Source organism: Saccharothrix tamanrassetensis (assembly GCF_014203665.1).
GTDB lineage: Bacteria > Actinomycetota > Actinomycetes > Mycobacteriales > Pseudonocardiaceae > Actinosynnema > Actinosynnema tamanrassetense.
The window spans coordinates 269,360-290,876 of record NZ_JACHJN010000004.1; the positions used below are offsets into that span (position 1 = coordinate 269,360).

Annotated in this window: 19 protein-coding genes; 7 read left to right on the forward strand and 12 right to left on the reverse strand. The window is 72.5% G+C overall.

What is annotated here, in order from left to right:
* Positions 1–128 precede the first annotated feature (128 nt).
* The 4 genes from FHS29_RS14315 to FHS29_RS14330 are packed head-to-tail and all read right to left on the reverse strand — an operon-like array spanning position 129 to position 3,036.
* Positions 129–620 (reverse strand): DUF501 domain-containing protein, encoded by a 492-nt coding sequence (locus tag FHS29_RS14315; protein ID WP_184691121.1) that lies wholly within the window; start codon positions 618–620, stop codon positions 129–131.
* On the reverse strand, positions 617–1,381 hold the full coding sequence (locus tag FHS29_RS37665; protein ID WP_281391584.1) for an FtsB family cell division protein: 765 nt from the start codon (positions 1,379–1,381) through the stop codon (positions 617–619). Before FHS29_RS37665 ends, FHS29_RS14315 begins: the two co-directional genes overlap by 4 nt.
* Entirely contained in the window at positions 1,381–2,667 is a 1,287-nt protein-coding gene (gene eno, locus FHS29_RS14325) for a phosphopyruvate hydratase (RefSeq protein ID WP_184691122.1), read from the reverse strand. The genes FHS29_RS37665 and eno overlap by 1 nt, the downstream gene beginning before the upstream one ends.
* A gap of 9 nt (positions 2,668–2,676) precedes the next feature.
* The gene (locus FHS29_RS14330; RefSeq protein ID WP_184691123.1) at positions 2,677–3,036 is read right to left on the reverse strand and encodes a hypothetical protein; all 360 of its coding nucleotides are present in this window, start codon (positions 3,034–3,036) and stop codon (positions 2,677–2,679) included.
* Between the two features lie 14 nt (positions 3,037–3,050).
* On the opposite strand from FHS29_RS14330, the gene FHS29_RS14335 reads away from it, so the two are divergent.
* Together FHS29_RS14335 and FHS29_RS14340 are read left to right on the forward strand one after the other, a co-directional pair.
* Positions 3,051–3,755 carry an alpha/beta fold hydrolase gene (locus tag FHS29_RS14335; RefSeq protein WP_184691124.1) on the forward strand — a complete coding sequence of 235 codons (705 nt, stop codon included), beginning with the start codon at positions 3,051–3,053 and terminating at the stop codon, positions 3,753–3,755.
* Between the two features lie 66 nt (positions 3,756–3,821).
* Positions 3,822–4,199 carry a tetratricopeptide repeat protein gene (locus tag FHS29_RS14340; RefSeq protein WP_184691125.1) on the forward strand — a complete coding sequence of 126 codons (378 nt, stop codon included), beginning with the start codon at positions 3,822–3,824 and terminating at the stop codon, positions 4,197–4,199.
* A gap of 108 nt (positions 4,200–4,307) precedes the next feature.
* Here FHS29_RS14340 and FHS29_RS14345 read toward each other — a convergent pair whose 3' ends face one another.
* Positions 4,308–5,147 carry a lytic transglycosylase domain-containing protein gene (locus FHS29_RS14345; RefSeq protein ID WP_184691126.1) on the reverse strand — a complete coding sequence of 280 codons (840 nt, stop codon included), beginning with the start codon at positions 5,145–5,147 and terminating at the stop codon, positions 4,308–4,310.
* A 286-nt stretch (positions 5,148–5,433) separates the two neighbouring features.
* Here FHS29_RS14345 and FHS29_RS14350 point away from each other — a divergent pair, with 286 nt between their 5' ends.
* Positions 5,434–5,889, forward strand: coding sequence for a hypothetical protein (locus FHS29_RS14350; protein WP_184691127.1), 456 nt, complete (start codon positions 5,434–5,436; stop codon positions 5,887–5,889).
* Between the two features lie 161 nt (positions 5,890–6,050).
* Positions 6,051–8,780 carry an ATP-binding protein gene (locus FHS29_RS14355; protein ID WP_184691128.1) on the forward strand — a complete coding sequence of 910 codons (2,730 nt, stop codon included), beginning with the start codon at positions 6,051–6,053 and terminating at the stop codon, positions 8,778–8,780.
* Positions 8,781–8,843: 63 nt separating this feature from the next.
* On the opposite strand, the gene FHS29_RS14360 is transcribed toward FHS29_RS14355, so the two are convergent.
* The 3 genes from FHS29_RS14360 to FHS29_RS14370 all read right to left on the reverse strand — a co-directional run bounded on the left by FHS29_RS14360 (position 8,844) and on the right by FHS29_RS14370 (position 13,145).
* Complete coding sequence (locus FHS29_RS14360) at positions 8,844–12,023, reverse strand: S41 family peptidase (RefSeq protein ID WP_184691129.1); 3,180 nt, start codon at positions 12,021–12,023, stop codon at positions 8,844–8,846.
* Positions 12,024–12,135: 112 nt separating this feature from the next.
* Positions 12,136–12,306, reverse strand: a complete 171-nt coding sequence (locus tag FHS29_RS14365; protein WP_184691130.1) for a DUF397 domain-containing protein — start codon at positions 12,304–12,306, stop codon at positions 12,136–12,138.
* Positions 12,303–13,145 carry a helix-turn-helix domain-containing protein gene (locus tag FHS29_RS14370; protein ID WP_184691131.1) on the reverse strand — a complete coding sequence of 281 codons (843 nt, stop codon included), beginning with the start codon at positions 13,143–13,145 and terminating at the stop codon, positions 12,303–12,305. Before FHS29_RS14370 ends, FHS29_RS14365 begins: the two co-directional genes overlap by 4 nt.
* Positions 13,146–13,235: 90 nt before the next feature.
* Between FHS29_RS14370 and FHS29_RS14375 the strand changes: the two genes are divergently transcribed.
* The gene (locus FHS29_RS14375) at positions 13,236–13,445 is read left to right on the forward strand and encodes a hypothetical protein (RefSeq protein WP_184691132.1); all 210 of its coding nucleotides are present in this window, start codon (positions 13,236–13,238) and stop codon (positions 13,443–13,445) included.
* On the opposite strand, the gene FHS29_RS14380 is transcribed toward FHS29_RS14375, so the two are convergent.
* The 3 genes from FHS29_RS14380 to mfd form a co-directional block, all read right to left on the reverse strand.
* Positions 13,430–14,359 (reverse strand): nucleoside triphosphate pyrophosphohydrolase, encoded by a 930-nt coding sequence (locus FHS29_RS14380; RefSeq protein WP_184691133.1) that lies wholly within the window; start codon positions 14,357–14,359, stop codon positions 13,430–13,432. The genes FHS29_RS14375 and FHS29_RS14380 overlap by 16 nt on opposite strands.
* 88 nt (positions 14,360–14,447) lie before the next feature.
* Positions 14,448–15,383, reverse strand: a complete 936-nt coding sequence (locus tag FHS29_RS14385; RefSeq protein WP_184691134.1) for a SurA N-terminal domain-containing protein — start codon at positions 15,381–15,383, stop codon at positions 14,448–14,450.
* A 13-nt stretch (positions 15,384–15,396) separates the two neighbouring features.
* A complete protein-coding gene (gene mfd, locus FHS29_RS14390; RefSeq protein WP_184691135.1) occupies positions 15,397–18,960 on the reverse strand; it encodes a transcription-repair coupling factor in 3,564 nt (1,187 codons plus the stop codon).
* A gap of 143 nt (positions 18,961–19,103) precedes the next feature.
* On the opposite strand from mfd, the gene FHS29_RS14395 reads away from it, so the two are divergent.
* Positions 19,104–19,625 carry a DUF4291 domain-containing protein gene (locus tag FHS29_RS14395; RefSeq protein WP_184691136.1) on the forward strand — a complete coding sequence of 174 codons (522 nt, stop codon included), beginning with the start codon at positions 19,104–19,106 and terminating at the stop codon, positions 19,623–19,625.
* Positions 19,626–19,660: 35 nt separating this feature from the next.
* Positions 19,661–20,752, forward strand: a complete 1,092-nt coding sequence (locus FHS29_RS14400) for a PQQ-dependent sugar dehydrogenase (RefSeq protein ID WP_184691137.1) — start codon at positions 19,661–19,663, stop codon at positions 20,750–20,752.
* Between the two features lie 75 nt (positions 20,753–20,827).
* On the opposite strand, the gene FHS29_RS14405 is transcribed toward FHS29_RS14400, so the two are convergent.
* Positions 20,828–21,424: a TetR/AcrR family transcriptional regulator gene (locus tag FHS29_RS14405; RefSeq protein WP_184691523.1), complete on the reverse strand. Its 597-nt coding sequence runs from the start codon at positions 21,422–21,424 to the stop codon at positions 20,828–20,830.
* Positions 21,425–21,517: the final 93 nt, after the last annotated feature.

Below are 21,517 nucleotides of genomic sequence, written 5' to 3' on the forward strand. Positions count from 1 at the left end.
CTCCACTCCTCGGCGAATCCCGCTTCGGCTCCGGAACCCAGCCTGCCTGATCCGAACAGCCCTGTCACGGGCGTGGCGGGTTCCGGGTACCAAGAACTGCCCCTACGTACCAAGAACTGCCCCTGCGGTCAGTTCTTCACCTTTGACGCACATTCCCCGCTGGGCCACCACTGCGCGAGCAGCTCCAGGGCCTCGTCGCCGAACGGGTTCACCCCCGGCCCGACGGCCAGCGAGTGCGCCACGTGGACGTGGAGGCACTTCACCCGGGTCGGCATCCCGCCCGCGGTGACGGTGGTGCCCAGCGGTTCGATCGCGTCCCGCTCAGCCAAGTACGACTCGTGCGCCCGGCGGTAGCGTTCCGCCAACTGTTCATCCGCCGCGAGCCGATCGGTCATCTCCTTCATCAGCCCGGCACCTTCCAGCCGGCTGACGAACGAGTTGAGCCGAGGGCACGTCAGGTAGTACAGCGTCGGGAACGGCGTGCCGTCCTCCAGCCTCGGGCTGGTCCGCACCACCGCCGGGTGCCCGCTCGGGCACCGCGCCGCCACCGCCCGCAAGCCGCGCGGAGTGCGCCCCAACTGCTCGGCGACGACCGCCAGGTCCTCGTCGTCCACCGTCATCGCGCCGCCACCGAATCCCACAACTGCTCGTACCACGCCTTGTCCGCCGCCGGCGCCGCCGCCGGCCGCTCCTCTTCCAGTTTCCGCTCCGCGTCACCGGGCAGTTGGACGATGTAGGGCGTCTCGCCGGGCCGCACGTAGTGCAGCCGCCGGCGCGCCTCCGCCTCCAGGTGCGCGGGATCGGCCAGTTCCCTCTTGCGCTGCTCCAGCTGCCCGACCTCGGCGCGCAGCGTCTCCTGCGAGGCGTTGACCTCGCGCAGCTCCTCGCGCTGGGCCAGGTAGGTGCGCAGCGGCACGGCGATGCTCAGCGCCAACGCGCACACCACCATGGCCAGCAGTGCCGCCCGCCGCGTGCCGGTCATGCCGAACGCGCCGCCGGTGCCCTCCCGCGACCGGGCCTTCGACTGCGGGCGCGCGGCCCGCGCCGCACGTGCCGCCTGGGTCGCCCGCGCCTGCTCCGCCTGCCGCGCGGACCGCGCGCCACGCCGGGATCCGCCCGCCGCGCCGCGCTCGCCGCCGGCTCGGCGGAACCGGCCCGAGCCGGCGGCCTTGCCCGTGGAGCCGGCACCACCCGCCCGTCCCGAACCGGTCGCCTTGCCCGTGGAGCCGGCACCGGCCGTCGAGCCGGAACCGGCCCGGCCCGTCGAACCGGAGCCGCCGGACCGGCCGGCGTCTCGCGGGTCGGCCCGGCCGGAGCGGTCAGGGCGGGGCCCCGGCGTGGCTCTTCCGCCGCGCCGGGAGCCCCGTTCCCGGTCTGCCATCAGCTTTCCGGCGTGTACCGCGGGAAGGCCAGGTCGCCCGCGTAACGCGCGGCGTCGCCCAGCGCCTCCTCGATGCGCAGCAGCTGGTTGTACTTCGCGGTGCGCTCGCCGCGGGCGGGTGCACCGGTCTTGATCTGACCCGCGCCGGTGGCCACCGCGAGGTCCGCGATGGTGGTGTCCTCGGTCTCGCCGGAGCGGTGCGACATCATCGACTTGTAGCCGTACGAGGTGGCCAGCGCGACCGCGTCCAGCGTCTCGGACAGCGTGCCGATCTGGTTGACCTTCACCAGCAGCGCGTTCGCCGCGCGGCGGGAGATGCCCTCCTCCAGCCGCTCCGGGTTGGTGACGAACAGGTCGTCGCCGACGATCTGCACCTTCTCGCCCAGCTCGGCGGTGAGCCGCACCCAGCCGTCCCAGTCGTCCTCGGACAGCGGGTCCTCGATGGACACCAGCGGGTAGGCGTCGACCAGCTCGGTGTAGTACCCGGTCAGCTGCTCGGCGCTGCGCTTGGTCTTCTCGAAGGTGTAGGCGCCGTCGGAGAAGAACTCGGTGGCGGCCACGTCCAGGGCCAGCGCGATGTCGCGGCCCGGCGTGTAGCCCGCCTTCTCGATGGCGACCAGGATCAGGTCCAGCGCGTCGCGGTTGCTGGACAGCGCCGGCGCGAAGCCGCCCTCGTCGCCCAGGCCGGTGCCCAGGCCCTTGCTCTTCAGCACGGACTTGAGCGCGTGGTAGACCTCCGCGCCCCAGCGCAGCGCCTCGCGGAAGGAGTCGGCGCCGATCGGCGCGATCATGAACTCCTGGATGTCCACGTCGGTGTCGGCGTGCGCGCCGCCGTTGAGGATGTTCAGCATCGGCACCGGCAGCACGTGCGCGTTGGGGCCGCCGACGTACCGGAACAGCTCCAGGCCGCTGGACGCCGCCGCCGCCTTCGCCACCGCCAGCGACACGCCGAGGATGGCGTTCGCGCCGAGCCGGGACTTGTCCGGCGTGCCGTCCAGGTCGACCAGCTTCTGGTCCACCACCCGCTGCTCGACGGCCTCGATGCCGACCAGCTCGGGGCCGATCTCGTCGAGCACGGCGGTGACCGCCCGCTCGACACCCTTGCCCAGGTAGCGCTTGCTGTCTCCGTCGCGGAGCTCGACCGCCTCGTGCTCACCCGTCGACGCGCCCGACGGCACGGCGGCGCGCTCCAGCGTGCCGTCGTCCAGCGCCACCTCTACCTCGACGGTGGGGTTGCCTCGCGAGTCCAGGATCTCGCGGGCGCCGACCTGCTCGATGACCGCCACGTGCGCTCCCTAGTCAGACCATCTCTGTATCGGTGACGAGCCTAGTTGGTGGCGCACCGGGAGGCTCCTGGCCCCGTTCCGGAAGTTCGACCGGAGGCGGGTGGGCTCGCCTGCGGGTTCGGCCAGGAGGAGAAGGTCTCGGGTGCGCAGCACGGTCCGGACGTCGGCGTGCCGGAACACCGCGACGAAGTCGTCCGCGCGGACGACACCCCGCCGGCGCAACCGGGTGAGTGCGTCGTGGGGCACGGCACGGGTATACGTGTCCGGGTCGATGATGATCCCGATGTCGGCGATCTCGTCATCAGCGGTTCCGGCGCCGGCGGGCCGGGCGTCGGCGGTCCGGGCGCCGGGATCACCGTCGGTGGGCATAGGAGGATTCTGGCGTGATTCACGTGGAGCGCGGCGGCGACGGGCCGCTCCTGGTCCTCCTGCACGGCCTGGGCGCGACCGCCGAGGTGTGGGAGGGCGTGGCGGCGCGGTGGCCCGGCTCGTGGCTGGCGGTGGACCTGCCCGGTCACGGCCGTTCCTCGGCGCTGGAGCGGTACTCGTTCGGCTCGTTCGCGGCGGCGGTCGCCTCGGTGGTCCCGGCCGGTCCGGTGGCGGTGCTGGGTCACTCGCTGGGCGGTGTCGTGGCGTTGGCGTTGGCCAGCGGCTGGTTCGGGGTGGACGTCCGGGCGGTGGCCGGCGTGGGCGTCAAGTTGCGCTGGTCCGACGACGACCTGGCCAAGGCCGCCGCCCTCGCGAGCAGGCCCGCCCGGGTGTTCCCGACCGCCGACGAGGCCGCCGGGTGGGCGTCGAAACTGGCCGGTGTGCCGCTGTCGCACGGCGTGGTGGAGACCGCGGACGGGTGGCGGGCGTCGCTGGACGTGGCCGCGTTCGGGGTCGGTGCGCCCGACGTGCCCGGGCTGCTGGCGGCGTCGAAGGCCCCGGTCACGCTGGCCGCCGGGGACGCCGACCACATGTGCCCGCGCGAGCACCTGCTCGACGCGGCGCCGGGTGGAATGGTGCTGGCAGGCGTGGGCCACAACGCCCATGTGGAGCAACCCGAGTCGATCAAACCGGTGCTCGAACGGTTGATCACCGGGTAGAGCACGTCCCGTCATCCGGTCGGCTGCTGATGAACGGCCGGTTGCGCAGGTAGCGTTGATCGGACCATGACCGACAGCACCTTCGAGGCGTTCCGCCGAGCCGAGGCGCTGCTCGCGGAGCGCCGGCCACTGGAGGCGCTGCGCGAGCTGCGAGTCGTGCTCGACGCAGCGCCGAACGAACCCAGCGTCCAACTCCTCGCGGGCCGCGCCTACCTGGGCTCGGCGCAGCTGAAGAGAGCCGAGGAAGCGTTCCGCAAGGTCCTCGAACTCGACCCGAGCGACTACTACGCCCGGTTCGCGCTGGGGCGGACGCTGCAACGCCAGAGCCGGCTGCCCGAGGCGCTGGCGCAACTGCGCATGGCCGCCGCGATGAACCCGACCCCCGAGTACCAGGAAGCGCTGGGCGAGGTGAGCGCCCGCATCGCCGTCGAACGCGACCGCTGAACGGGACTCGGACGACTGAGGCCCGGACAACCTAGGGCTCGGGCAAGCGGTCCCGGACAACCGACCTCGGGCAACCCGGGGTTCGGGCAACCCGGGGTTCGGGCGGAGTCAGCCCTGGCTGGCGCGGGCGTAGGCGTCGGCGCCGCTGTAGACGTTCTGGCCGTATTCGACGGAGTTGTTGTACGCCAACACGGCCGCCCACCAGCCCTGCCCGGTGGCCAGGTCACGGCCGTCCGAGCACAGGTAGCGCGCGGCGGCGAGGGCGGCGTCGTCGATGTTCTGCGGGTCGGGCGGGTTGCCGTCGCCGTTGGCGCGGGTCGCGTAGCGCGCCCACGTGGTCGGGATGAACTGCATCGGGCCGACGGCGCGGTCCCAGGTGGTGTCGCCGTCGAGCACGCCGCCGTCGGTGTCGGCGATCGCCTTCACACCCGGACCGCCGTCGAGCGGGATCCCGATGATCGGCTTGGACGGTCGGCCGTCCTCGCCCAGGCGCAGGCCGCCGATGGTGCCGTGGTGCGACTCGATGCGACCGATGCCGGCCAGCGTCGCCCAGGACACCCGGCACGCGGGTTGGGCGGACCGCATGACGAGGTCGGCGATCGCGTAGGCGCGCAGGGCACGGGCCGGGATGTCGGTCTTCTCCGACAAGGCCACCGCCCACGCGGTGAGGGGTTCGGCGGACACGGTCTGCTGGGTGGCGGACGCCTGGGGTGGCACCCCACCGGCCTCACCGGGCACCGCCACGCCGGGCTCGACCTGCTGGAACGGCACCGGGAACGGCGGATCGGTGGCCTGCACCTCGCGGCGGTTGAACACGCTCAGGGCCCACGCGCCGCCGGCGACCACGGCGAGCAGGACGGCAACCAGGGCCAACCGGCCGACGAGGTTGCCGACGCGACCGCGCTGCGGGGTGCGCGGTGTCGTTCTGGGGGGCGGCGGGACGACCACGCACCCCAGGCTACGTGCTCACCATGCGTTTCCGGGCGGAACGACGGCACCGGACGCCCGTGGTGAACGAACTCGCTGGTCATGCGATGTGTCCGAGCCCAGGCAGCCGACTGGGGCTGCCCGAGCCCAACGATCCCGGGTCGACTCCTCGTGAGCACTCCGCCCCGTGGTCGTGGGTTGCCGCCAGTATTTCGACCGATGCGGGTACTGATGGCCTCGCTCGTAGGTTTCCGATCAGCGACGCCGCCGCTGCCCGCGGCGGGTTCCCGAGAGGAGTGACTGCGAGATGAGCGAGAGCACGAACCCGGTCCAGGACGCCGAGCTGGCCGCGTTGGACCGCCTGGTCGGCACCTGGAAGGTCACCGGCGGCGCCGAGGGCACCGTCACCTACCGCTGGTTGGAGGGCGGCCACTTCCTGATCCAGGACGTGGACCTGGAGCAGGCGGGCGAGCGGATCAGGGGCATGGAGGTGATCGGCCGGGAACGACCGTTCGGCGCCGAAGAGGCCGGCCCGGACCTCAAGAGCCGCTTCTACGGCAACAAGGGCGAGACGCTGGACTACGTCTACGAGATGGACGGTGACGTCCTCGTCATCTGGGGCGGGGAGAAGGGCTCGCCGGCGTACATGCGGTCGACGTTCAACGAGGCCGGCGACGTGCTGGCCGGGGCCTGGGTCTACCCGGGCGGGGGTGGCTACGACACCACGAGCACCCGGATCACGCCCGCGGACGCGGACCGGTGACCTCGGCCCGCGCATGAACGGTCAGCGCACCACCGGACACGACCGTCAGCACGCACCCATGACACCCACCACCGCTGATCGAGCGGGCCGGCGCCGCGATCGTGGCGCCGGCCCGCCTCGGCACACAGGCCCGGCGGCGGTGCGGTTGTTACTCTTCCCGGGTGATCCTCGGGCGTTCGGTCGAACAGGCCCGGATCGACGGCCTGCTGGCCGATGCCCGCGGCGGAACCGGCGGTGCGCTGGTGATCCGCGGCGAGGCGGGGATCGGCAAGACCGCTCTCCTCGATCACGCCGCCGTGGCGGGAGCCGACCTGCGGGTGCTTCGCGGGGTCGGGATCGAGTCGGAGATCGAGGTGCCGTTCGCCGGCCTGCACCTGCTGCTGCACCCGTACCTGGAGCACGTCGACGCCCTCCCGCGACCGCAGGGCAAGGCGCTGCGAGCCGCCTTCGGGCTGGTCGACGCCGACACCGTCGAGCGGTTCCTGATCGGCGCCGCCACCCTGTCGCTGCTCTCCGAACTGGCCGGCGACGGGCCGCTGGTGTGCCTGATCGACGACACCCAGTGGTTCGACCGGGCATCCGCGGACGCGCTGCTGTTCGCCGCCCGGCGGCTGCGGCAGGAGCCGGTGGCCATGCTGTTCGCCGTGCGCGACGGGACCGGGCACTTCCCGGCCGAGGGCATCGACACGGTGGTGCTGCCCACCCTGGACCGGGACAGCGCCATCGCCATGCTCAACGAGCGTGCGCGCGGCCTGGCCGGCCCGACCAGGGCACGAATCCTGACCGAGGCCAGGGGCAACCCGCTGGCGATCATCGAGTTCACCGCCGCGCTCACCGACCGGCGGCACGGCGACGACCACGGCTGGTCCCTGCCCGTCGAGCCGCTCCCGGTCGCCACCCAGGTCCAGGACGCCTTCCGGGCCCGCATCGGTGAACTGCCCGAGCCGGCCCAGCGGCTGCTGCTGCTCGCCGCGGCCGACGACACCGCCGACCTCACGGTGCTCCTGCGCGCCGCCGAACGGCTCGGGCTGACCGCCGCGGACCTGGAGCCGGCCGAGCACGCGCACCTGCTCACGCTGTCCGCCGACACGGTCGCGTTCCGGCACCCGCTGATCCGGGCCGCCGCCCACCAGGGCGCGCCGCGCGGCTGGCGGCTCGCCGCGCACCTGGCCCTGGCCGACACCCTGACCGGCGACCAGTACGCCGACCGCCGCGCCTGGCACCTGGCCGCCGCCGCCACGGGCCCGGACGAGAACGCCGCGGACGCGCTGGAGCAGGCCGCCCTGCGCGCCGGGCAGCGGGGCGGGTCGGCCGCCGTCGCGATCGCGCTCGAACGCGCCGCCCAGCTCACCACGGACCCGGACCGCCGGGCCCGGCGGCAGGTCGGCGCCGCCAGGGCCGCCTACGACATCAGCCGGCTCGACCGGGCCGCCGGGCTCGCCGCAGCCGCTGCGGACGTCAGCGCCGACGAGTCCCTGCTGGCCGAGGCCGCCTGGATCCGGGCTCAGGTCGCCTACGAGCGCGACAACCCGGCCACCGCCGCCGCGCTCATGCTGGACGGCACCGCGCCCATCGTCGGCTCCCACCCCGAGCAGGCCGTGTCGATCCTCACCGACGCGATCGGGTGCGCCAAGGACGCCTGCGCGCACCACCTGGTCCACCGCGCCGCCCAACTGCTGGCGAAGGTGTCGCTGCCACCCGGCTCCGCGTTGCGGCCGGTGGTCGAGGGCATGATCGGTTTGGACGACCTGTTCAACGGCGCGACCCGATCGGCCGTCGCGGGGATGCGCAAGCTGGTGGCCGCCGCCCAGGACGGGCAGGTCCGAGGACTGGTCGAGCGCGTGCTGGCCGGGTACCTGGCCCTCGTCATCGCCGACGACCAGGCCGCGACCGAAGTCCTCGACGCGCTGGCGGCCGACGTCCGCCGGCAGGGTGCGCTGGGCTGGCTGCCGTACGCGCTGGAGCCGCTGGCCATCGCCCAACTGCTCCGCGGCCGGTTCCGCGACGCCGGGACCACCGTGGCCGAAGCCCTGGCGGTGTCCACCGACCTCGGTCAGGAGACCCAGGCCCTGATCATGAACGCCATCCCGGCCTGGCTGGCCGCGGTCGCCGACGACGCGGACACCTGTCGATCCCACGCCGAGGTCATCCTCCGGAACGAGGCCAGGCACCCCACCAACGCCGCACTGGCCACCTGGGCGCTCGGCCTGCTCGACCTCGGCCGCGGCCGGTTCGACACGGCGGCGGACACCCTCGACGCGGTGTGCGCCGGCCCAGCCCGCCAGGACTTCCTCATCCGGGCCGTCCCGGACCACGTGGAAGCTGCGGTGCGCAGCGGCCAGGCCACCCGGGCCGCGCGGCACCTGCCCGCCCTGGACGACTGGGCCGACCACACCGGGCAACCGCACGCCGCCGCGCTGGCCCGCCGCTGCCACGCCCTGCTCGCCGCCGGTCCCGATGCCGGAACGCACTACGACGCCGCGCTGCGGCTGCACCAGGAGACCGACCGACCGTACGACCACGCCCGGACCGCACTCCTGTACGGCGCGTGGCTGCGCCGCCAACGCCGGCGAACCGACGCGCGCACGCACCTGACCGACGCGCTGACCGGCTTCGAACGGCTCGGCGCCCACGGCTGGGCCGCGCGAGCCCGAACCGAGCTGGCCGCTCTCGGCTCCCGGCCGGTCGCCCGCTCACACGACCGGGATCCCGCCGCCCGGCTCACCCCACAGGAACTCCAGGTCGTCCGGCTCGCGGCCGGCGGGCTCAGCAACCGCGACATCGCCGCCCAGCTGTTCCTCAGCCCCCGCACCGTCGGGCACCACCTCTACCGCGCCTACCCGAAGCTCGGCATCACCAAGCGAACCGAACTGGCCCGGTTCACCCTGTGACCCGACCGGTTCGGGGATATGCAGCCGCAACCACCAACGCGTCACACAGCCGGTTGGCTTCGATCAGGTGAGGGGCGGGAGCTGCGGTGGAACGGCCGCCGGGCGGTCCGCCAACGACTCCAGCGCCAGTTTCACCGCCGTGTCCAGTTGCGGGTCACGGCCCGCGACGCGGTCCTGCGGTGTCATCACCACCTCGATGTCCGGGTCGACGCCGTGGTTCTCCACGCCCCAGCCGTGCCCAGCGAACCACAGCGCGTACCGGGGCTGCGTGACCACGGTGCCGTCCACGAGGTCGAACGCCAGGTCGATGCCGATCACCCCGCCCCACGTCCGCGTGCCGACGACGGGGCCGATGTCCAACTCCTTGATCGCCACGTTCACGATGTCGCCGTCGGACCCGGCGAACTCGTCCGCGATCGCCACCACCGGACCCCGTGGCGCGTCCGCCGGGTAGCTCTCGGACGTCGTGAAGCCGCGTGCCACCGACCAGCCGATGATCCGCCGCGCCAGCTTCTCCACCACGAGCTGCGACGTGTGCCCGCCGGCGTTCTCCCGCACGTCCAGCACGACGGCCTCGCGCTGGAGCTCCACCCGCAGGTCGCGGTGCAGCTGCGCCCAACCCGCGCCCATCATGTCCGGCACGTGCAGGTAGCCCACGCGGCCGTCGGACAGCTCGTGCGTGCGCGCCCGCCGGTCGGCGACCCACGCGTGGTAGCGCAGCGGTTCGTCGTCCTCCAGCGGCACGACGACGACCCGGCGCGGTTCGCCGCCGCCGCCCGGTCGCACGGTCAGCTCCACGGGCTTGCCCGCCGTGCCGACGAGCAGCGGCGCGGGACCGGTCAGCGGGTCCACCTGCCGCCCGTCGACCGCCACGATCGCGTCGCCCGCCCGCACCGCCACGCCGGGCGCGGCCAGCGGCGACCGGGCCGCCGGGTCGGACGTCTCGCCGGGGATCACCCGCGTCACCCGCCACGCGCCCGACTCGTCGCGTTCCAGGTCCGCACCCAGCAGGCCCACCGGACGGCCGTACGAGCCGCCGCCGGACGGGATCACGTACGCGTGCGACGTGCCCAGCTCGCCCTGCACCTCCCACAGCAGGTCCACCAGGTCCGAGTAGCTGCCCAGCCGGTCCACCAGCGGCCGGTAGCGGTCCAGCACGCCGGCCCAGTCCACGCCGCCCATGTCGGTGCGCCAGAACAGGTCGCGCATCAGCCGGCCGGCCTCCGCGTACGACTGCCGCCACTCGGCGGCGCGGTCCACCACGACCCGGATCCGGGACAGGTCGACGTCGATCGAGTCCGGGTCGTCGACGTCGACCTTCCGGTCCGACGGCACGACCCGCAGGTCACCGCTGTCCAGCACGACGACCCGCTGCCCGTCGCCGGTCGCCGCGAACCCGTCCAGGCCGTCCACCAGCACGTCGGTCCGCGACTTGGCGAGGTCGAACCGCTCCAGCACCGAACGCGGCGGACGCGCGGACGGTGTCGCCAGGGTGTCGCCCAGCACGCCCTGCACCGGGCTGCGCAGCCACAGCAGCCCGCCCTTGGCGGCGGTCAGCGACGAGTAGCCCGCCGCCGCGACCGGCACCGGCACCAACCGGTCGGCGAGGCCGTCCAGGTCGACGACGGTGATCGGGTTCTCCTCGTGCTCCTTGTCCTTGTCCTTGTCCTTTTCGTCGTCCCCGACCGGGCGGCCCAGCCGCAGCGGGTCGAACGGGGAGGGCGTGGTCGCGGCCAGCGGCAGCAGGAACGGCCGGCAGCCGGTCGGGAACGCCAGGTCGAACACGTGCGCGTCGTACACCGGGTCGAACGTGCGCACGGACAGGAACGCCAGGAACCGCCCGTCCTCGGTGAACGTCGGCGAGAAGTCGGCGAACCGCAGCGGCGTCACGTCCACCACGGACAGGTCGGTGGTGTTGGTCATCCTGATGTGCCGCAACGGTCCCGGGCCCGGGTGCGACCACGCCAGCCAGTTCGAGTCGGGCGAGAACGCCAGGTCCGACACGTGCGGGTTGGCGCCCTTGAGCACCTCCCGCACCTCGCCGGACTCCACGTCGACCAGCAGCAGCCGCCCGTCGTGGGTGGCGACGGCCAGCCGCCGCCCGTCCGGCGCGACCTCCAGTTCGAGCACCCGCCCGACCTTGCCGACCGCGACCCGGCGCGGCGTGTTGCCCGGCTCGACGCCGCCGGCGGGCGCGAACTCCAGGCCTTCCTCGCCGTCCGCGTCCGTCACCCACACCACGCCGTCACCGACCACGCGCGGCAGCCGGGCACGGACGCCGGGCTGCTCGGCCAACGCCCGCACCGGTCCGTCCCGGTGGGTCACCCAGTGCACCGTGCCGCGCACCTCGACCACGCTGGCGCGTCCCGTCTTGTCCGGGTGCACGTCGTCCGGGCGGGGGCTGATCGGGCGCGGCCGGGTCGCGCTGCGCGGACCGCCGAGGGCGATGTCCAGCTTGCGCGGCCGGGCGTCCAGGCCGTCCAGCAGCCACAGGTCGCCCGCGCACTGGTAGACGATCCGCTCGCCGTCCGTGGTGGCCGCCCGGGCGTAGAACTCCTGCTCGGTGTGCCGGCGCAGGTCGGACCCGTCGGGCAGCGCGGAGTAGAGGCTGCCGACGCCGTCGTGGTCGGACAGGAACACGATCCGCCCGTCGACCCACATCGGCGAGTGCAGGGACGCGGTCAGCTCGGGCAGGATCCGGGTGAACTCCCCGTCGCCGGTCGTGTCGACCCACAGCCGACCGGCCGAACCGCCCCGGTAGCGCTTCCAGTAGGCGGGGTCCTTGCCGTACATGGAGGTCACCACGACCCGGCCGGCCGGCCCGTGGCCGACGTCGCCCACCCAGCCGTAGGGCAGCCGGCGCGGCGGTCCGCCGTCGACCGGCAGCGCGTACGCCCACCGCCGCAGGCCGGACGCCTCGCCGGCCGAGGTGACCGCGACGACCTCGCCGGCCGGTGTCCACCCCCGGACGCCGGTGGTCGCGTTGCCCCAGTAGGTGAGCCGGGTGGCCTCGCCGCCGGTGACCGGTGCGAGGTGCACCTCGGGCGCGCCGTCCCGCCGGCTGGCCCAGGCCAGCCGCGTGCCGGACGGGTCGAAGCGGGGCGACGACACGGGCACCTGGTCGGCGGTGACGCGCCAGGCCCGGCCGCCCGCGAGCGGAGCCAGCCACACGTCGTCCTCGGCCACGAAGGTCACCAGGTCGCCGTGCAGGTGGGGGTAACGGAGGTAGGCGGGTTCGTTCACGTGATCGACGTTAGCGCGACCCTGTGACACTCGGGATCATGTTGGACCATGCCCGGCCCATCCGGTGGGTATCGGTCGGTGGTTATCGGTCGGTGGGTATCGGTCGGTGGTATCAGTCCTTCTTGAGCGAGGCGAGGAAGCTCGCCGCGGACGGTGCCGGGAACACCAGCACCGGTCCCGCCAGGTTCTTCGAGTCCCGCACCGCGACCCGGTGCCGCACGCGCGCCATCTCGACGCAGTTGGTCTCGGTCGTGCTCCGGCTCGACTTCCGCCACGTCGTCACGTCTCGTGCCCTTCCAGGAACTCGGCGCACTGCAAGATCAAGCCCATCGAGTCTTCGACGTTGGCTGACGCAGCCAACAGCGTGGGTTTGATGTCGAGGTAAGCCTGCACGTCCTGGAGCTTGTCGAGCAACAGACTTGATCGAAGATGTTCCAGATGCACCACCGGGCTGGTCCGTGCTGTCTCCAGCATCTCGAAAGACCCGTAGAGGCCGGGGTGCCAGCCGCGATCCTCCGGAACCACCCGGATCGTCACGTTGTCCCGCTCCGCCAACGCGAGCAGGTGACGAGCCTGGTCCGCCATCACCGACCGACCGCCGACCGGCCGTCGCAGCACGAACTCGTCGATGATCGCCAAGTACTGCACCGGATCCTCGCGGGTGAGCACCTCCTGCCTGTCGAGCCGGAGTCGCAAACGCTCCTCGGCCTCGGCGTGCGGCAGGCCGCCCTCGGTCATGATCGCGCGGATGTAGTCGGGCGTCTGGAGAAGGCCGGGGATCACCAGCGACGTGACATCCGTGATGGAGACCGCCACGCGCTCGTACTCGACCAGCGCCTTGAGCTGTTGGGGCAGGCCCGATCCGGTGGCCAACCAGTTCGACTTGGCGGCCTCGCGGGCCAGCGCGAGCAGTTCGCGCCGCTTCGCCCCAGCCACGCCCAGCGCACCGAGGATGGTGGCCACCTCGGTCTCGGCGGCCAGGCGTTCACCGCGCTCGATGCGGCTGAGCATGCTCTTGCTGATGCCCACCTGCTCTTCGAGCTGGACCATGCGCACGCGCTTGACCTTGCGCAGGTCCCGCAGCTCCGCGCCCAGCGTCCGCGCCCGTGCGTTGCTCTCCATACGGCTCAGCCTAGGACTTCACCCAAACGTGCACTGTTGAGAATTCTCAGTCCTTGCCAAGATTGTCTCAAGAATACGAGAGGAGCGGACATGTTCAAGCCCAAGGCAGAGGTCCAGGCGTGGGTCCGGGTCGAGGAGGAGACCAAGATCGAGTGGTCGGTGCACCCGCACGAGGTCGTGCTCGCGCTCGGGAACCTGCCCGAGTTCGAGATCGTCGGCACGCCCGACGCGCTGCGCCGCTTCCTCGCCATAGGCGCGGAAGCCCTGGAGGACCAGGAGAAGGCTCACGCCGGCCAGTAGGTGCGCCAGTCCTCGGCGCTCAGACTGGTGATGCCGGCCGCGCGGGCGGCTTTCTCCGCTGCCCGCACGCGCGACTCGAACTCGCGGGCCACCGCGCGCAGTTCGGTCTCCGGGTCCTCACCGGCCAGCTTCGCCAGAGCCGCCACCGCGAACAGCGTCGTCCCGGCGTCGTCGCCCTCCGGCAGCAGGTCGACCGGGAGGCCGGCGCGGGCCGTGCGCTGGGCCAGCTTCCCGGCCAGGGCCACCGCGGGCTGGCCGGTCGCCACGCCGTCCACGCTGGACTCGCGCTGCTTCTCCGCCTGCTTCAACTCCTCCCACCGGTGCTGCTGGGTGGTCGCGTCGCGGATCGAGGGGTCGTTGCCCTGGAACACGTGCGGGTGCCGTCCGACGAGTTTGCGGACCAGGTCGCCGGCCACCTCGTCGATGCCGAACGGCTCGACGTCCTCGGCGGCGATGCGGGAGTGGAACAGGACTTGCAGCAGCACGTCGCCGAGCTCTTCGCGCAGCGCGGGCCGGTCGCCGTCCTCGATGGCTTCGAGCAGTTCGTAGGTCTCCTCCACCAGGTACTGGCGCAGCGACTTGTGGTCCTGCTCCGCGTCCCAGGGACACCCGCCCGGCGACCGCAGGCGGTCCATCACCGAGACCGCGTCGACCAGCGCCGTGCCCACGGGGTTGCGCACCACCGAGGCACCGTCGGAGATCAGGGCACGCGCGTACGGGTCGTCCGGGTCCGCGGTGAGGTAGACGACCGGGCCGTCCACCGGCGACACCGGGGCCACGCCCAGCGCGTCCCAGTAGGACCGGTCGAGATCCTCCGCGGCGAACACCGCCGCCGCGCCCCTGATAGCGGGGAGCGCGGCGGCGGGCAGTACCGAGTCGTGTCCGGAGCTGAGCAGTACGACAGTGTTCGTCACGCGGTGAAGTCAACCACCGAGCGGGAAACCGCCACCCGGGCAGTCACCGCCCGGCGAGTCACTGCCGGGCCGGTCACCGCTCGGGACGTCACTGCTTCGGCTCGCGGACGACCGCCTGGTACCCGGACAGCTCCTTGTCGCTCGGCGCCAGCGCGATCGCCGTGGCGTCCCACACGCCGTAGCGCGGGTTCACCCGGATCTGCGGGTCACCGGCGAGCCGCTGCACGAGCCGCAGCCCGATCTGCTCCAGCAACTGCGGCGTGAGCTGCTCGGTGGACGACTCGCCGCTGCTCCTGGCGTTGTCGTTGCGACCGGTCACGTGCGCCACCAGCCACTGGGCGCTGCCGGGATCCGGCGCGAACGCCACCACCGTGCCCGGCTGCACGCCGAACAGCGGCGATCCCGCGGCCTGCGGCGACTCCGCGGAGCTGACCTTCTGGCCCTGCTTGGACAGCCGCTGCCCCTCCGGACCCTGCGGGCCGGAGCTGACGAACTCGGCCATCTTCGACGGGTCGGCCGCGATCTGCTTGGCCTTCTCGATGGCGTCCTTGTTGTCCTTGGTGAAGAAGTAGTCGAAGGTGACTTCCATCTTGTCCACGTACTTGCGCGCCAGCTCGACCAGCAGCAGCTGGTCCCTGGCCCGCTCGCGGAACGTCGCGGCGTCGTAGACCGTGTTCTGCGAGGCGATCTCGGCACCGCCCGCGCTCTGCACGGACTCGGTCACCGCCTCCTCGGACACGGTGACGCCCTCGCGCTGCGCGGCCCGCTCCACCAGCTCGTGCTGCACGCCCAGGGTCACCAGCTGGCGGGACACCTGGTCGAGCTTGCGCTGCTCCTGGAGCTTCTGGGCCTCGGGCTCCTTCTTCAGCACGGTGTCCAGGCGCTGCTGGACCTGCTCAAGCGGGATCACGGTGTCGCCGATGATGGCGGCCGAGCCGACCTGGCTGGGGCCGCTACCGCAGCCCGCCACCAGCAGTGCGACGGCCGCGCCGACCAGGGTGAAGCGCCTCTGCACAGTCCTCACGGCCGTTACCCTCTCACGACCCCGTGACCGACCTCACGGGAGTACCCGCCAAGGATTCCAGGAAGTGCGCGCACCAATCCAGCAACTCCTGGTCACGCAGCTGCGGTGCGCCCATCCGGCCGCCGGCCGCTCCCTCCGTCGGCCTAGGCACCGACACGGTGTGCGTGACCTGCTTGTAGACGGCCTTCGGGTGCAGCCTGGCCAGCCGCACCAGCTGCGAATCCTTCAGCTCCAGCGGCGCGAACCGGATGGTCGGGCCCTGCACGGCCACCTCGGTCACGCCGTGCGCCCGGCAGGTCTGCCGGAACCGGGCGACCGCGAGCAGCCGTTCGACCGGCAGCGGCGGGGCGCCGTAGCGGTCCTTCAGCTCGTCCCACACCGCCTGCAGCGCCGCCGCGTCGCCCGCCGCCGCGATCTTGCGGTACGCCTCCAGCCGCAGCCGCTCACCCGGCACGTAGTCGTGCGGGATGTGCGCGTCCACCGGCAGGTCGACCCGGACGTCGGCCAGGTCCTCGTCGCCCTCGACCTCCGCGCCCGCGTGCCGCTTGAACGCCTCCACCGCCTCGCCGACCAGCCGCACGTACAGGTCGAAGCCGACGCCCGCGATGTGGCCGGACTGCTCCGCGCCCAGGATGTTGCCCGCGCCGCGGATCTCCAGGTCCTTCATCGCGACCGCCATGCCCGCGCCCAGCTCGGTGTTCTGCGCGATGGTGGCCAGCCGGTCGTGCGCGGTCTCGGTGAGCGGGGCCTCCGGCGGGTACAGGAAGTAGGCGTAGCCGCGCTCCCGGCCGCGGCCGACGCGTCCGCGCAGCTGGTGCAGCTGGGACAGGCCGAGCAGGTCGCCGCGCTCCACGATGAGCGTGTTGGCGTTGGAGATGTCCAGGCCGGTCTCCACGATCGTCGTGCACACCAGCACGTCGTACTCGTTCTCCCAGAAGCCCTGGATGATCTTCTCCAGCTTGTCCTCGTTCATCTGGCCGTGCGCGGTGATCACCCGGGCCTCCGGCACCAGCTCGCGGATGCGCCGGGCGGCCTTCTCGATCGACGACACCCGGTTGTGCACGTAGAACACCTGGCCGTCGCGCAGCAGCTCGCGGCGGATGGCCGCGCCGACCTGCTTGTCGTCGTACGTGCCGACGTAGGTCAGGATCGGGTGCCGCTCCTCGGGCGGGGTGAGGATGGTGGACATCTCCCGGATGCCCGCCAGCGACATCTCCAGCGTGCGCGGGATGGGCGTGGCGGACATGGTGAGCACGTCGACGTGCGTGCGCAGCGCCTTGATGTGCTCCTTGTGCTCGACGCCGAACCGCTGCTCCTCGTCCACGATCACCAGGCCGAGGTCCTTGTACCGCAGGCCCTTCTGCAACAGCCGGTGGGTGCCGATGACGATGTCCACCTCACCGTCGGCGAGGCCGGCGACGACCTGCTCGGCCTCCTGCGGGTCGGTGAACCGGGACAGGCCCTTGACGTTCACCGGGAACGCCCGCATCCGCTCGGTGAACGTGTTGAGGTGCTGCTGCGCGAGCAGCGTCGTCGGCACCAGCACCACGACCTGCTTGCCGTCCTGCACCGCCTTGAACGCCGCGCGCACGCCGATCTCGGTCTTGCCGTAGCCGACGTCGCCGCAGATCACCCGGTCCATCGGGACCGTGCGCTCCATGTCGGCCTTCACCTCGTCGATGGCCGCCATCTGGTCGACCGTCTCGGTGAACGGGAAGGCGTCCTCCAGCTCCCGCTGCCACGGGGTGTCCGGCGCGAACGCGTGGCCGGGCGCGGACTGCCGGGCGGCGTAGAGCTGCACGAGTTCGGCCGCGATCTGCTTGACCGCCTTGCGCGCCTTGGCCTTGGTGTTCTTCCAGTCGCCGCCGCCGAGCTTGTTGAGGGTGGGCAGCTCGCCGCCGACGTACCGGGACACCTCGTCCAGCTGGTCGGTGGGCACGAACAGCCGGTCGCCGGGCTGGCCGCGCTTGGACGAGGCGTACTCCAGCACCAGGTACTCGCGGGTCGCGTTGGCGACCGTGCGCTGCACCATCTCCACGTACTTGCCGATGCCGTGCTGCTCGTGCACCACGAAGTCGCCGGGGCGCAGCGCCAGCGGGTCCACCGCGTTGCGCCGCCGCGACGGCATCCGCCGCATGTCCTTGGTGGACGTCCCGTGCCGCCCGCCGGTCAGGTCGGTCTCGGTCAGCACCACGAGGGCGAGGTCCGGCAGCGAGAAGCCGTCCTCCAGCGCGCCCCGGACCACCGTGACCGAGCCCGGTCGCGGCTTGTCCACCAGGCTCTCGGCCGGCACCGCGGGCACCTCCGCGTCGGCCAGCTGCTCGACCGCGCGCTGCGCCGTGCCCGCGCCCGGGACCACCAGCACCGCCGTGCCGCCGGACGCGGTGTGCGCGCGCAGGTCGGCGAACGCCCGGTCGATGTCGCCCTGGTAGGCCTCGACGTGCTTGAACTCCAGCCGGACCACGTCGGTGCCCTCGGACGTGAGCTGGCTCAACGTCCACCACGGCCGCCCCTTGGCCCTGGCCGCGTCCGCGACGTCGGCCAGGCTCCGGTACGCCGACGCGCCCAGGTCGATCGGCGCCTTCCCGCCGCCGGCGGCGGCCATCCAGGACGCTTCCAGGAACTCCTGCCCGGTGCGCACCAGGTCGTGGGCGCGGGCGCGGATCTTCTCCGGGTCGTTGACCAGCACGTGCGTGCCGTCCGGGACGACGTCGGTGAGGAGCTGCAACTCCCCCTCGCACAGCACCGGGATCAACGCCTCCATGCCCTCGGACGGGATGCCGCTCGCGATCTTGTCGAGCATCTCGGTGAGCTGGGCGTCCGACTCGTGCTGCCGGGCCAGCTCGGCGGCGCGCTCCCGCACCCGTCCGGTGAGCAGCAGCTCCCGGCACGGCGGCGCGGTGAACCCGTCGACCTGCTGCGGCAGCGAGCGCTGGTCGGCCACCGAGAACGGCCGGATCTCGCTGACCTCGTCGCCCCAGAACTCGACCCGCAGCGGGTGCTCGGCGGTCGGCGGGAACACGTCCAGGATCCCGCCCCGGACCGCGAACTCGCCGCGCTTCTCCACCATGTCCACCCGGACGTAGGCGAGGTCGGTGAGGTCGGTCAGCAGCTGCTCGAAGTCGTGCTCGCCGCCGACCGCGAGGTCCACCGGCCGGAGGTCGCCCAGGTTCGGCGCCATCGGCTGGATGAGGCTGCGCACGGTCGCCACGACGACCCGCAGCGGGTTGTCGCCGGGGTGCCGCAGCCGCCGCAACACCTGGAGCCGGGCACCCACCGTGTCCGCGCGCGGCGACAGGCGTTCGTGCGGCAGCGTCTCCCAGCTCGGGAAGATCGCCACCGCGTCCGGCCCGAGCAGGTCGCGCAAAACGTCGGTGAGGTCGTCGGCCTCCCGGCCGGTGGCGGTGACGGCCAGCACCGGCGTGCGGCGGGCCAGCGCGGCGACCACCATCGGCCGGGCCGCGGGCGCGCCTTCCAGTTCCAGGGACGGCACGCCGAGCGAGTCGATGAGGGCGCGCAGCGCCTTGTCGGACAGGACAGCGGTCAGCAGGCCGGACAGCGGGCCGGGCTGGGGCATTGCGTGGCTCCCAAAGGCAACGAGGACAGACCCCTGCCCAGGACCTGTGCCCACCGGGAGGGGTGCTCACGTCCAGCGTACGTCCACCCACCGACACCCTGCGCGCCGATTAGTCGCTTGACCGGGTGCCGCACCCTTGAAGGGTGGAGCACAAGGAGATCAGGGCCGACTACGACGATCGGCACATCACGGTCTACCAGGCGTACAACGCGGCGATCGCCGACGCGGCGGTGGCGGCGGGCACGTTCGTGCCGCCGTTCCGGGCCGGGCGGATGACGTGGATCAAGCCGTCGTTCCGGTGGATGGTGTACCGCTGCGGCTGGGCGTCGAAGCCGGACCAGGAACGGGTGCTGGCGGTCCGGATGACGCGGGAGGGCTTCGACCGGGCCGTCCGGGAGGCGGTGCCCAGCTCGGAGGGCGTCGGCCGCAAGCCCGAGGTCCGCGTCCAGTGGGATCCGGAACGCGACCTGCACCACCGGCCGCTGGACCACCGGTCCATCCAGCTCGGGCTGGCGGGTACCGCCTCCGAGCGGTACGTGCGGGAGTGGATCGTGGGCATCACCGACATCACGCCGCTGGTGCGCGAGATCCACGGCCACGTGCGGGCCGGTGACCTGGACGCCGCCACGGCCCTGCTACCGCCCGAACGGCCGTACTTCCTGTAAGGCGTTCTCACACCGACCTTGGCATGCTGAACGGTATGCGCCGGGTTGTCGGGTTTGCCGCCGTGTTGCTGCTCGCCGGGTGTTCCAGCGCCCCTCCCGGCGGGAACGTGCCGGCCAGTGAAGCGCCCAAGGGGATCAAGGTCGAGGTGGTCACCGCGGGCCTCACCCACCCGTGGGAGATCGGGTTCCTGCCCGACGGGCGGATGTTGGTCACCGAACGCCCCGGCAAGCTCACCCTGGTCGACAAGGGCCTGAAGACCGAGGTCGAAGCCGATCTCGAGGACGTCGTGGCACGCGGCGAAGGCGGGCTGATGGGCCTGGTGGTGCACCCGGACTTCGCGACCACCGGGAGGTTCACCACGTGCTTCAACACGTCGGGTGACATCCGGCTGGTGACCTGGGAGTTGACCGGCTCCGCGGCCAAGCGCGTCAAGGACCCGCTCAGGGCCGGGCTGCCGGCCAACCCCAGCGGCCGGCACTCGGGCTGCCGCCTCGCCGTCGACAAGGACGGCAAGCTGCTCGTCGGCACCGGGGACACCGCCCGCGCCTCGCTCTCCCAGGACCGCGGCAGCCTCGGCGGCAAGGTGCTGAAGCTGGACCTCGCGACCGGCGAGGGCGGGGTCCACACCTACGGCCACCGCAACGTGCAGGGCATCGCCGTCCGGCAGGACGGGCTGGTGTTCACCGCCGAGCACGGGCCGGACGTGGACGACGAGGTGAACGTCCTCAAGGCGGGCGCGAACTACGGCTGGGATCCGTCGCGGGGCGGCACGGAGGACCGGTACGACGAGGACGTCCCGATGACCGACCTGGAGCGCTTCCCGGGCGCCGTGCCCGCCGTGTGGTCGTCCGGCAGCCCCACCGAGGCGATCTCCGACGCGGTGTTCCTGACCGGCGACGAGTGGGGTGGCCTGAACGGCGTGCTGGCCGTCACCGCGCTCAAGGGCTCGAAGGTGCTGTTCTTCACCGTCACCCAGGAGGGCGGCGTGCACTCCGTCTCGATCCCCGACGAGCTGGACGGCACCCACGGCAGGCTCCGGGGCGCGGAACTCGGCCCGGACAAGGCGCTCTACCTGACCACGTCGAACGGCTCGGACGACAAGATCCTCAAGGTGAGCCGGGGCTGAGCCCGCGCACCGGATCGGCGTGGCACGCCGCGAGCGGTCGCACGGCGGTCGGCACGGCTGCGGTCGGCGGAACGGTCAGCGGCGGGTGCGCAGCTTGGGCTTGTGGTCCATGTGCGACAAGCCCTTCCAGGCCAGGTTGACCAGGTGCGCGGCCACCTCGTCCTTCTTCGGCTTGCGCACCTCCAGCCACCACTGGCCGGTCAGCGCGACCATGCCCACCAGCGCCTGGCTGTAGAGCGCGGCGAGCTTGCGGTCGTAGCCCTGCCGCGAGAAGTGCAGCCCCAGGATCGACTCCACCTGGGACGCGATGTCGTTGAGCAGCGACGAGAACGTGCCGGTGGACGACGCCACCGGCGAGTCGCGGACCAGGATGCGGAAGCCGTCCGTGGAGCCCTCGATGTAGTCCAGCAGCGCGCACGCGGCCTGTTCCAGCAGCTCACGCGGGTGGCCGCCGGACAGGGCGTTGACGATGTGGTCCATCAGGTACTGCATCTCGCGGTCGACCACGACCGCGTAGATGCCTTCCTTGCCGCCGAAGTGCTCGTACACCACCGGCTTGGACACGCCGGCGCGGTGGGCGATCTCCTCGATCGAGGTGACTTCGAAGCCCTTCTCCGCGAAGAGGGCCCGGGCGACGTCGAGCAGCTGCTCGCGCCGCTCCTTGCCGGTCATCCGCACGCGCGGGACCGGGTTGTCGCCATCGCGTCGTCTGCCCGCCATCCCGGTCACCCTAAACACCCGCCCCTCGCCGAGCAGGCGAGGGGC